A 12,107-nucleotide genomic window follows, 5' to 3' on the forward strand; every position below is an offset into this window, starting at 1 on the left:
GTCGGCGCCGGAGAAGCGCGAACACAAGAGGGAGAATCACCATGAATCTGCGTAGCGCGCTGTGCGCAAGTGTCGCCCTGTGCAGCCTGGCCACCCCGGCTCTGGCGCAGGATGATGTGGCCGCCGAATCGGCCGAAACCGAAGGCACCGAAATCATCGTCACCGCGGTTGCCCGCGGCCAGAACCGGATCGAAAGCTCGGTTTCGGTCAGCACCATCGGCGCCGAAGCCATCACCAATCTCGCCGCGCCGTCTTCGGCCGACCTCATCCGCCAGATCCCGGGCATCCGCTCGGAAGCGTCGGGCGGTGAAGGCAACGCCAACATCGCGGTGCGCGGCATCCCCGTTTCGACCGGCGGTGCGCGTTACATCCAGCTTCAGGAAGATGGCCTGCCGATCCTCGAATTCGGCGACATCATCTTCGGCAACGCCGACAACTTCCTGCGCGCCGACCGTTCGGTCGCCCGCGTCGAAGCGGTGCGCGGCGGTTCGGCCTCGACCTTCGCCTCGAACGCGCCGGGTGCGGTGATCAACTTCATCTCCAAGACCGGCAAGCAGGAAGGCGGCGCGATCCAGGGCACCGTCGGCATCGACTTCGAGACCTACCGCCTCGATTTCGATTACGGCGCGCCGCTGGCCGATGATCTCTACTTCCACGTCGGCGGCTTCTACCGCACCGGCGAAGGCCCGCGCGACATCGGCTACAACGGCTATGACGGCGGCCAGATCAAGGCCAACATCACCAAGGAATTCGATGGCGGCTATGTCCGCTTCTCGGCCAAGTATCTCGACGATACGACCCCGACGATCCTGCCGCAGCCGGTGTTCGTGGGCGGCACCAACGCCAACCCCGATTACAACGCCATCCCCGGCTTCAACCCGCGCACGGACTCGCTCTACAGCCCGTTCCTGACGCCGGCGGTGACGCTCGACGGCAACAACAACCCGGCCAGCTACGACTTCCGTGACGGCCTGTCGGTCAAGAGCCTCGCCTTCGGGATCGAGAGCGAGATCGACGTGGGTGGCGGCTGGACGCTGACCAACCGCTTCCGCTTTGCCGACAACTCGGGCAGCTTCCAGTCGCCCTTCCCGGCGGGCGCAGGTTCGGCCCAGTCGGTCGCCAACTCCATCGGCGGCGCAGGCTCGACGCTCGTCTTCGCCACCGGCCCCAACGCCGGGCAGACCGCCAATGCGGCGACCATCGGCGGTAACGGCCTGCTGACCAACGTGGTGGTGTTCAACACCCGCCTCAACAGCCTCGACAACGTCACCAACGACTTCCGCGTCAACAAGAGCTTCGATGTGGGCGGCGGCACCGCCAACTTCACCTCGGGCTTCTACCTGTCGCGCCAGACGATCAACACCGACTGGCTGTGGACCAGCCACGTCCAGACCGTGCAGGGCGACGGGCAGGCGGTGCTGGTGGATATCCGCAATTCGGCGGGCCAGCTCGTCACGCAGAACGGCGTGGTCGGCTTCGGTGCGACCTTCTTCGGCAATTGCTGCCGCCGGAACTATGATGTCGATTACAGCACCTATGCGCCCTTCGCCTCGCTCTCGGTCGAGCTCGACCGCCTGACCCTCGATGCCTCGATGCGCTACGATTACGGCGATGCCAGCGGCACGATCACCGGATCGGACAGCGGCTTCGGGATCGGCCTGACCAGCTTCGACTTCAACAACAACGGCTCGATCAGCACCGCCGAAGGCCAGACCAGTGTCCTGCCGCTCGGCAGCGCGCGTCCGGTCAATTACGAGTTCGATTACTTCAGCTTCTCGCTGGGTGCGAACTACCTGCTGACCGACGATCTGGGTGTCTTCGCCCGTTACAGCCAGGGCGGCCGCCACACCGCCGACCGCAGCCTGTTCTCGCCCGCGGTCAGCACCACCGACGGCAGCCTGCCGGGCGGCGATGCGGGTGTGGTCGCCTCGGTCGACCAGCTCGAAGCGGGTCTGAAGTATCAGTCCAGCGGGCTGTCGCTGTTCGCCACCGGGTTCTTCGCCAAGACGGCGGAAACCAACGTCGAACTCGCGCCGCTGGAACTGTTCGACACCACTTACGAAGCCTTCGGCCTCGAACTCGAAGGTGCCTATCGCACCGGGCCGTTCACGCTGTCGGCGGGTGCGACCTGGACCGATGCCGAGATCAAGGACGCGCTGGATGCTAGCACGATCGGCAACAAGCCGCGTCGTCAGGCCGATCTCGTCTATCAGGCGACTGCCCAGTACGACACCGACAGCTTCACGCTGGGCGCGAACCTCGTCGGCACTACCGACAGCTTCACGCAGGATAGCAACCAGCTCAAGCTGCCGGCCTTCACGCAGGTAAACGCCTTCGTCGCCTTCCGCCCGATCGAGCGGATCGAGGTGGGCCTGAATGCGCAGAACCTGTTCAACGCCACCGGCTTCACCGAGGCGGAAGAAGGTTCGATCCCGGCCAACGGCATCGTGCGCGCGCGCTCGATCGCCGGACGGACGGTTGTCGCATCGGTGCGGTTCGACTTCTAAGGGTCGCAGCCATGCATCGGGGCTGGCCGCCAACTCCTCCTGGCGGCCAGCCTCACCTTTCTTGAATTATCGGATCGGGATCAGCGATGGTCATGACCAGCGTCTGGACTGCGGAACACGTGCGGGCGATCAAACCCGGCAGCGCGGTGCGTATCCCGCCCGTGCTTGTGCCGACGCGATCGGCGCTTGCCGCGGACCGCGTCTATTGGGACATGTGGCCGCTCCAGGATGCAGCCGGCGCGCGCGCAACCATCGGCGGGCGCGAAATGTGGATGGCGCTGACCGCGCCTGACCGCGGCGATCCGGCGCTCCGGCACTTCGAAGCCAAAATCCACTGGATCGAGCGGCGCGGCGGCGAGTGGCACGATTGCGGCCCGGTGCTGCCCGACATGCCGGTCAGCTACGAGCGTGAATGGGCAGGCTCTGCCCTGCTTGATGACGGCGCGGTGACGCTGTTCTTCACCGCCGCCGGCACCGCCGCCAAGGCTGGCGGATACCAGCAGCAATTATGGGCGACGCATGCGCCCCTGTGCGGAGATGATCTGCCGCAGGACTGGTCGGCCCCGGCACCGCTGATCACCGGCGCTGCGCCGTGGTACATGCCCGCCGATGCCCATGACGGCGAACCGGGCATGATCAAGGCCTTCCGCGATCCGGCCTATTTCCGCGATCCGGCCGATGGCGCGGAATATCTCGCCTTCACCGCTTCGCTCGCCGGTTCGCAATCCGCCTTCAACGGCGCCTTCGGATTGGCGCGCAGGACCCCCTCAGGGTGGGTCTTGACCCCCCCTTGCCTCCACGCAGACGGCGTTAACAACGAACTTGAGCGCGCCCATCTGGTGTTCCACGTGGAACATTACTACGCTTTCTGGTCGACGCAGACCGCGACCTTCGCCGATGGTCTGCGCCATGCACCGGGGGGCTTGTACGGGATGGTGGCAGACAGCATGAAGGGGCCGTGGCGGCCATTGAACGGCACCGGACTGGTGCTCGCCAATCCGGCAGACCGCCCGCAGCAGACCTATAGCTGGTTCGTCGATGCGAGCCTGACCGTGTGCAGCTTTGTCGATGTGCTGCCTGATGGCACCTTCGGCGGCGTGCCCGCGCCGCTTTTGCAACTCGAACTCGACGGTGACCGGTCGAGCCTGCGCGCATTCGCGCCGGAGACCGCTGCCTGATGTTCGGCGGGATCGAGGCGGGCGGCACCAAATTCGTGCTCGCCGTCGGGCCGTCATCCGGCACCATTACCGCGCGGCACACCATCCCCACCCGCGATCCGGCGACAACGCTGGCCGAGGCGGCGGAATGGTTCGACGCGCAGGGGCCGCTCGTCGCCCTCGGCGTCGGCAGCTTCGGGCCGGTCGATCTCGATCCGGCCTCGGTCAGTTGGGGGCGGATTACCAATACGCCCAAACCGGGCTGGGCCGATTGCGACATCGCGGGCTTCTTCATCGACCGGCTGGGCGTGCCGGTGGGATTCGATACCGACGTCAACGCCGCCGCTTTGGCCGAGCACGCCGCTGCCGGCGGGGGGCAGGGCGGGCTCGCCTATCTCACCATCGGCACCGGGATCGGCGGGGGTGTGGTGCTGGGCGGAAAGCCCGTCCACGGCGCAGCGCACCCTGAAATGGGGCACATCTATCCCCGCCGTCACCCCGACGACCGCGACTTTGCCGGCATCTGCCCGAGCCACGGCGACTGTCTCGAAGGGCTGGCCTGCGGCCCGGCGATCATCGCGCGCTGGGGCTGCTCGCTGTCCGATCTGCCCGCCGATCATCCCGGCCATGCCATCATCGCCGACTATATCGCGCAGGCCGCGCATATGCTGTTCGCCAGCCTCGCCATCGAGGAGGTGGTGATCGGCGGCGGGGTGGCACAGACGCCCGGGTTGATCGCGCGCGTGATCGAACGGGCCAAGGCGCTCGATGCGGGCTACCTGCCCGGCGGCGCACGCCACCGGATCATCACCCCGCGCCTTGGCGATAATGCCGGGATCACCGGCGCGCTGATGCTGGCCGAGGCTGCCGCGCGGGCTTGAGAATCCCCGCCGCTCGCGCGATAGTTGCGGGCGGAGAGGGAGAGACCGGATGATCCGACTAATCGCCGCGCTGCTCGCGCTGATCGGCCTTGCCGCGCCCTTGGCGGCGCAGGGACAGGGGCGCTTTGTCGAGTACCAGAATGTCTCTGCCGCCGGCCTGCCCGAGCAGCGCCTCAGCATCTGGCTGCCGCCGGGCTACGACGCGGACGACCGGCGTTACCCCGTCCTCTACATGCATGACGGGCACAATCTGTTCGACGTCACCAAGTCGAACTTCAACAAGATCTGGGCTGCCGACAAGGCAATGCTGGCCGTGGGGGCGAGCGGCAAGGTCGAGCCGCACATCATCATTGGCATCTGGGCGCCGGGCGTGGACCGGCATCGGCAATATCTCCCCCGCAGCCTCTACGACATGAGCAGCGGCAATCTGCGCGACCAGATGGACGGGATGACCAAGGGTGGCGTGATTTCCGACCGCTATCTCGAATGGATCGCCGGGCCGCTCAAATCATGGGTCGATGCCAGCTTCCGCACTCGCCCAGGGCGCGATGATACCGCGATCATCGGCTCCTCGATGGGCGGGTTGATGAGCTGCTATGCCTTCTTTGAGCGCTCTGAGGTGTTCGGCCGCGCGGGTTGTGTCAGCTCGCACTGGCCTGCGGTCGATCCGCGCACCATCGACGAGGCGGAGCTCAAGGGCCTGTGGGACGCATGGTTCGCCGCGCACCTTGGCCAGCCCGACGGACGGCGGGTGTGGATGGACCACGGCACCGCCACGCTCGACCAGTACTACGCGCCCTATCAGCAGGTGGTCGACGCGCGCTTCGCCGCAGCGGGCTGGCAGAAGGGCCGCGACTGGGAGAGCCGCGTCTACGAAGGTGCCGAGCACGAGGAAAACGCCTGGGCGGCGCGCCTGCCCGAGATTTTCGGCTGGCTACTCGCCAAGGACTAACGCAGCGCGAAGGCCTCTCGTGCGAGCTTCTCGATCACCGGCTTGTCCGGCGCGCCCTTGGGTGAAACCCAGCTGCCGCCGACGCACAGCACCGGATCGAAAGCTAGCCACTCGGGCGCATTCTCCAGACTGATCCCGCCCGTGGGGCAGAAGCGGCACTGGCCGAACGGCGCAGCGAGCGCCTTGAGCGCGGGGAGGCCACCTGCCGCCATCGCCGGGAAGAACTTGAAGCGGTCGAGCCCCAGATCGAGCCCGCGCATGATGTCGCCCGCATTGGCAATGCCAGGGAGGAACGGCACGCCCGCCGCAATCGCCGCCTTGCCGAGCGGTTCGGTGAGGCCGGGCGAAACGATGAACTCGCTCCCCGCCTCGAGCGCCGCGTCAAGCTCGCGCGGGTTGGTGACCGTGCCCGCGCCGACAATCGCGCCCTCGACCTGCTTCATCGCCCGGATCGCGGGCAGGGCGGCAGGCGTGCGTAGGGTGACTTCGAGCACGCGCAGGCCGCCTGCCACCAGCGCCTCGGCCAGCGGGACGGCGTGGTCAACGTCGTCGATCACGATCACCGGTATCACCGGCGCGGTGCGCATGATGGCGTCGATATTCATTACATTCCCCCGGTGGCGAGCATCGCGCTGGCGCCCTGTTCGGCCCCGTCGGCAAAGTGGCGCATCATCCCGAACAGCTCGCGGCCCGTGCCAAGTTCGGGGCGCGGATCGGGCGCGGGCTCGCGGCTCGCCAGATCGGCGGTAGTGTTGAGTTCGCAGGTCACCGCGCAGACCTTGACGATATCGCCGTCGCGCAGCCGCGCGAGCGGACCGCCGCCGAGTGCCTCGGGCGTGCAGTGGATCGCGGCAGGCACCTTGCCGCTCGCGCCCGACATCCGCCCATCGGTGACCAGCGCGACCTTGAACCCGCGGTCCTGCAAGACGCCCAGCGGCGGGGTCAGCTTGTGGAGTTCGGGCATCCCGTTGGCACGCGGGCCCTGGAAGCGGACGACGACGACCACATCGCGGTCAAGCTCGCCCGCCTTGAAGGCAGCGGCAACGGCGGCCTGATCCTCGAACACGCGGCAGGGGGCTTCGATGGTCCAGCGGCTCTGATCGACCGCCGAGGTCTTGAAGCAGGCGCGGCCGAGATTGCCGGTGAGCAGGCGCATCCCGCCATCGGGCTTGAACGGGTTGCTGACCGGGCGGAGCATGGTGTCGTCCATGCTCTCTCCAACTTCGCGCCAGACCAGTGCTTCGCCATCAAGGCCCGGTTCCCTGGCGTAATCGGAGAAGTCTCCGCGTCCGACAGTGAGAATGTCCGGATGGGCCAGTCCTTCGGCCAGCAATTCGCCGATCACATAGCCCATGCCGCCTGCGGCGTGGAACTGGTTCACGTCGCCCGAGCCATTGGGATAGACTTGCGCGATCAGCGGCACTGCGCCCGAAAGTTCCGAAAGATCGTCCCAGTCGAAGATCACGCCTGCCGCGCGCGCCATGGCGGGCAGGTGGATGGCGTGGTTGGTCGATCCGCCGGTGGCCAGCAGGCCGACAGCCGCGTTGATCACCGCCTTTTCATCGACGACGAGGCCGAGCGGGCGGTAGTCATCGCCCTTGCGTCCGATCTGCGCGACCCGGTGCACAGCCTCGCGGTCGAGCGCCTGCCGCAGCTGCGTGCCGGGCTGGATGAAGGCGCTGCCCGGAATGTGCAGGCCCATCATCTCCATCATCATCTGGTTGGAGTTGGCCGTGCCGAAGAAGGTGCAGGTGCCGGGCGAGTGGTAGCTCGCCATCTCGCTCGCCAGCAGTTCGGCGCGGGTCGCCTTGCCTTCGGCATAGAGCTGGCGGACGCGCTGCTTTTCCTTGTTCGGAATGCCGGTCGGCATCGGGCCGGAGGGCACGAAGATCGCAGGCAGGTGGCCGAACCGGAGCGCGCCCATCAGCAGGCCCGGCACGATCTTGTCGCAGATGCCGAGCATCAGTGCGCCATCATACATCGCGTGAGACAGCGCGACCGCCGCCGACAGCGCGATCACATCGCGGCTGAACAGCGACAGTTCCATCCCGGTCTCGCCCTGCGTCACCCCGTCGCACATCGCGGGCGTGCCGCCGGCGACCTGCGCGGTGGCGCCGATCTCGCGGGCGTAGATCTTCAGGCGATCGGGGTAGCGGCCATAGGGCTGATGCGCCGACAGCATATCGTTATAGCTGGTGACGATGCCGATATTCGCGCCCTTGCCAGAAACCAGTGCAGCCTGATCCTCCAGCGCCCCGGCATAGGCATGGGCGAGGTTCGAGCACGAGACCGCGCTGCGGCTGCCCATGTTATCGCCTTCGCGGCGGATGAGATCGAGATAGGCGCTGCGGCTTGCACGCGAGTTTTCGATCACCCGCTGCGTCACCTTGTGAAGGGTGTCGTTGAGGTTACTCATGCCACGTCACTCCGTCGCGTTCGGCCAGCGCGATGGCTGCGCTCGGGCCCCAGCTGCCGGCGGTATAGGTCTTGGGGGTGAGGCCCTCGTTGGCCCAGCCTGCGCGGATCGCATCGACCCATTCCCACTGCGCTTCCACCTCGTCGCGGCGGACGAACAGTGTCTGGTCGCCTTCCACGAGATCGAGCAGCAGGCGTTCATAGGCGATGCGCCGCACCGCACCGCTGAAGGCATCGGGCATGGCGATGTTGAGCGGCACCTGCCGCAGGCGGATGCCCTCGCGGTCAAGCCCCGGGACCTTGGCCATCAGCGACAAGGTGATGTTCTCTTCCGGCTGGATGCCGATCACCAGCCGGTTGGGCTGCATCGTCGCGCCCTTTCCGGCGAAGATCGAGTGCGGCACGCAGCGGAACTGGATCACGATCTCGGTCACGCGCTTGGGCATCCGCTTGCCGGTGCGCAGGTAGAAGGGCACGCCCTTCCAGCGCCAGTTATCGACATGCGCCTTGATCGCGACGAAGGTCTCGGTGCCGCTGTCCTTGCCCAGCTCCTCGTCATAGCCGGGGACAGCCGCGCCGTTGATCGCGCCTGCGCGGTACTGGCCGGTGACGGTTTCGCCCGCTTCCACACCGCGCAGCGCGCGCAGCACTTTCACCTTCTCGTCACGAACCGCAGTCGCATCGAAATGCGCGGGCGGCTCCATCGCGACGAGCGCGAGCAGCTGGAGCATATGGTTCTGCACCATGTCGCGGATCGCGCCGGCATCGTCGTAAAAGGCGACGCGCCCTTCGAGGCCGACGGTTTCGGCGACGGTGATCTGCACATGATCGATATGCGCCGCATTCCACAGCGGCTCGAACATCAGGTTGGCAAAGCGCAGCGCCAGCAGGTTCTGCACGGTCTCCTTGCCGAGATAGTGGTCGATCCGGAAAATCCGGCTTTCGGGGAAGGCGCCCGCCACCGCATCATTGATCTCGCGGCTCGAGGCGAGATCGGTGCCGAGCGGCTTTTCGAGACACATGCGGACATTCTCGCCCGTCAGCCCGGCGGACTGGAGGCCCTTGATCGTCGGCTCGAACAGGCTCGGCGCGGTCGAGAGGAAGATCGCGAGGCCGCGCGCGGGCGTCCCAACCTTGGCGGCGAGCGCGGCGTAGCCATCGGTCGCAGTCGCATCGAGCGGCTGGTACGCGAGGCGGTTGAGGAAATCCGCCATCCGTCCGCGGCGATCGGCAGGCAGAAACTTCTCCAGCGCGGCGCGGGCGAAGTTGCGATATTCGCTATCGTTCATCGCGCTACGCGCGGTGCCGACGATCTTGAGATCGGGCGCGAGCAGCCCGTCGGCATCGAGCGCGAACAGGCTCGGCAGCAGCATGCGCTGCGCAAGGTCGCCGGTGGCTCCGAACAGCAGCAGGCGGTCAGCGGTAAAGCTCATGCACAAAGGCCCTTTTCCTCGTGCGCTCTACCTAGGCGCACGAGGAATTATCCGCCAGTGGGCGCATACTTATTCAAGTCGGGCGAGCAAGATCAGGCAGGCTTGCGTGCATAGAACCCGAAGCCCGCGATAATGGCATAGCACGCGATCGGGAGTAGCATCGCGATGCCCAGGCTTCCGCTTGCATCGGCAAGGACGCCGGTCAGCAGCGGGATCACCGCGCCGCCGAATATGGCGATGTTGATGATCCCTGATCCGTCCGGTGCCTTCGCGCCCAGCTTCTCGCAGGCGAGGCTGAAGATGGTTGGGAACATGATTGAATTCATCAGGCCGACTGCCAACAGGCTGTAGCCCGACATTACCCCGCCCGTGCTGATCGAGAATAGCACAAGAGCGATGGCACCCATCGCAACCCCCGTTAGAACCATCCCCGGGCTGATGAACCGCAACACTGCCGAGCCGATGACCCGCCCGACCAAAGCGCCGCCCCAATAGAGGAATATCAGGTCGCCTGCGGCCTTTTCCGTGAGGCCCATGACATGGTCCTGCATGAGATAATTGACGATCAGCGAACCGATCGCGACTTCAGCACCGACATAAAGGAAGATGCACAAGGCCCCGAAGCTGAACCGGGTGCGATTGAGCAGGTCGTTGCGAAAGAGCCAGACGGCAGGGCCTGCGATCATCAGGATGAGGCCGATGACGTTGTGGCCATATGTCGTCAGGATCGTGCCGGGAATGATCAGTGCAAGCCCTGCGATGTAGCGGGCAGTGGGGACAAGCGGCGTTTCACTCACCATCGCCGGATCGTGAGGCAAGCGATTGCGAAACGCCCAGACCACTGCCGCCACTACCGCCAGAGCGAGCGCGATGCCGAGATAGCCGTTCACAATCGCCTGGCTTTCAGCCGTGCGATAAGCGTCGAGTTCTGCGCCTGAGAGGTCTGCTGCGGTCACGCCAGCCAGCCCTCCGAGGATCAGCGCCGAACCAACTCGCGGAAAAATCGTCGTGCCAAGGGAGTTGAACGCTTGGGCAAAGGTCAAGCGGCTGTGCGCCGTTTCGGGCTTTCCGAGCATGGAAATCAAAGGGTTTGCTACAACCTGCACAACGACGATGCCGCTGGCGAGGACGAAGAACGCGGTCAGAAACAGTCCGTAAGTTGCCGTGGTGCTTGCGGGGATAAACAGCAGGCATCCGATCAGCATGACAATCAAGCCAAAGGCAGCGCCCTTCATGTAACCAAGTCGCTTGACCAGCGCGGCACCGGGGACGCCAATCACAAGATAGGCCGTGAAGAAGTAGAACTGGATCAGCATCGCCTCGGTAAAGGACAGACCGAACAGCTCTTTCAGCTTAGGCAGGATCACGTCATTCAGCGAGGTGATCCCGCCGAAGATGAAGAACAGCGCGAAGACGAAGTAGTTGAGGCCCGGTGCATCGACCTGCGGCGTATCCCCCGCGCCATGCTCGAACCCGCTCGCCGTGCTGGTGCCCGGTGCCATTGCCATTGCTGTTCTCTCCCCGTCTCGCTGATCCCTGCGAACGTTCACAATCACTCTCTCGCACCAGATTTGCAAGACCCGCGCCTACAATTCCAGTGCGAATAGCAATGCACCTGCATCTTGCGCGGGCGTGGCAATGGGCCGTAGAGGTATCGGCGATGAGCGGGGGACCGAAAAGACGGCCGACATCCTTCGATGTCGCGGAACGGGCAGGTGTCAGCCAGCCGACCGTCAGCCGCGCGCTGTCGGGCAGCCCCGCGATTGCCGAAGCCACCCGTCGCAAGGTGATCGAGGCCGCCGAGGCGCTCGGCTACTTCGTCGATGAACGCGCCGCGCGCCTGCGTCGGGGTTCCACCGGCACGCTCGCGGTGGTGGTGATCTGCCGCGAGGGCGATAGCGCCGCCACGATCAACCCCTTCGCCTATGCGCTGCTCGGCTCGGTCTGCGTCGCCGCGTCCGAGCGCGGGTTCGAAACGCTGGTGAGCTTCCAGGCGCGGCCCGAGGCGTTCTTCGGCCATTATCAGGAACAGGGGCGGGCCGATGGCCTCGTCGTGATCGGCACCACCACCAATCAGGCGGCGTGGGAATATTTCCGCGCACTTGAAAGCGACGGGCGCCGCGTCGCCTATTGGGGCTCACCCTTCGATGAGCTTGACTGGGTGCGTTCGGACAACCGCGCCGCCGGACGGCTCGCGGTCGAACATCTTCTGGCCGCCGGATACCGCCGCCCGTGCTTCATGGGAGCGCTCAATACCCCGCAGGTGCAGTTCACCGAACGCTACGAAGGCTATGCCGAGGCGATGCGCGCTGCCGGTCTGGAGCCGTGCCTTGCCCCCACCGTCAACGCCGCCAGCCGCGAGGAGGAAGGCCGCCGCGCCGCGCGCCGGCTGATCGAGCGCGGGGACGGGGTCGATGCCGTGTTTGCGGCCTGCGACGCGATGGCGCTGGGCGCGATCGAGGCCTTCGTCGCCGCCGATCTGGCAGTGCCGGGTGACATGGGGGTGATGGGGTTCGACGATCTGCTCGCCGGCCGCTTCAGCCGCCCTGCGCTGACCACCATCGCGCCCGATCCGGCCGAAGCAGGCGCGGCGCTCGTTGAAGCGGTGCTCGACGAAGATGGCTCCAAGGTCCACAGCCGCGTGCCCGTGGCCCTGATCGGGCGGGCTAGCACTGCGCGTTCGTAATTGCGATCGCGCTTCCGCGCGATGCAGACCTCCCGCCCCGCCTCCCCACCCGGCCACCAATAGTACCACTATTCTG

General features: G+C 66.0%; 9 protein-coding genes. 5 read left to right on the forward strand and 4 right to left on the reverse strand.

The annotated features are described in order from the left end of the window. The first annotated feature begins 41 nt into the window (after positions 1-41). From BG023_RS05820 to BG023_RS05835, 4 genes are all read left to right on the forward strand, one after another. Positions 42-2,507: a TonB-dependent receptor domain-containing protein gene (locus BG023_RS05820; RefSeq protein ID WP_069309617.1), complete on the forward strand. Its 2,466-nt coding sequence runs from the start codon at positions 42-44 to the stop codon at positions 2,505-2,507. Positions 2,508-2,599: 92 nt separating this feature from the next. Next, positions 2,600-3,685 (forward strand): glycoside hydrolase family 68 protein, encoded by a 1,086-nt coding sequence (locus BG023_RS05825; protein ID WP_069311163.1) that lies wholly within the window; start codon positions 2,600-2,602, stop codon positions 3,683-3,685. Beyond that, positions 3,685-4,545 (forward strand): ROK family protein, encoded by an 861-nt coding sequence (locus BG023_RS05830; protein WP_069309618.1) that lies wholly within the window; start codon positions 3,685-3,687, stop codon positions 4,543-4,545. The genes BG023_RS05825 and BG023_RS05830 overlap by 1 nt, the downstream gene beginning before the upstream one ends. Before the next feature lie 49 nt (positions 4,546-4,594). Then, complete coding sequence (locus tag BG023_RS05835; protein ID WP_069309619.1) at positions 4,595-5,497, forward strand: alpha/beta hydrolase; 903 nt, start codon at positions 4,595-4,597, stop codon at positions 5,495-5,497. Here BG023_RS05835 and eda read toward each other — a convergent pair. From eda to BG023_RS05855, 4 genes are all read right to left on the reverse strand, one after another. After that, on the reverse strand, positions 5,494-6,102 hold the full coding sequence (gene eda / locus BG023_RS05840) for a bifunctional 4-hydroxy-2-oxoglutarate aldolase/2-dehydro-3-deoxy-phosphogluconate aldolase (protein WP_069309620.1): 609 nt from the start codon (positions 6,100-6,102) through the stop codon (positions 5,494-5,496). The two genes, BG023_RS05835 and eda, sit on opposite strands and share 4 nt — an antisense overlap. After that, a complete protein-coding gene (edd, locus tag BG023_RS05845) occupies positions 6,102-7,913 on the reverse strand; it encodes a phosphogluconate dehydratase (RefSeq protein WP_069309621.1) in 1,812 nt (603 codons plus the stop codon). Before edd ends, eda begins: the two co-directional genes overlap by 1 nt. Beyond that, positions 7,906-9,345 (reverse strand): glucose-6-phosphate dehydrogenase, encoded by a 1,440-nt coding sequence (zwf, locus tag BG023_RS05850; RefSeq protein WP_069309622.1) that lies wholly within the window; start codon positions 9,343-9,345, stop codon positions 7,906-7,908. Before zwf ends, edd begins: the two co-directional genes overlap by 8 nt. Positions 9,346-9,437: 92 nt before the next feature. Then, a complete protein-coding gene (locus BG023_RS05855) occupies positions 9,438-10,853 on the reverse strand; it encodes a sugar MFS transporter (protein ID WP_069309623.1) in 1,416 nt (471 codons plus the stop codon). A 101-nt stretch (positions 10,854-10,954) separates the two neighbouring features. Between BG023_RS05855 and BG023_RS05860 the strand changes: the two genes are divergently transcribed. Further along, positions 10,955-12,031, forward strand: a complete 1,077-nt coding sequence (locus BG023_RS05860) for a LacI family DNA-binding transcriptional regulator (protein WP_233993086.1) — start codon at positions 10,955-10,957, stop codon at positions 12,029-12,031. Positions 12,032-12,107 lie beyond the last annotated feature (76 nt).

The organism is Porphyrobacter sp. LM 6, from assembly GCF_001720465.1.
Lineage (GTDB): Bacteria > Pseudomonadota > Alphaproteobacteria > Sphingomonadales > Sphingomonadaceae > Erythrobacter.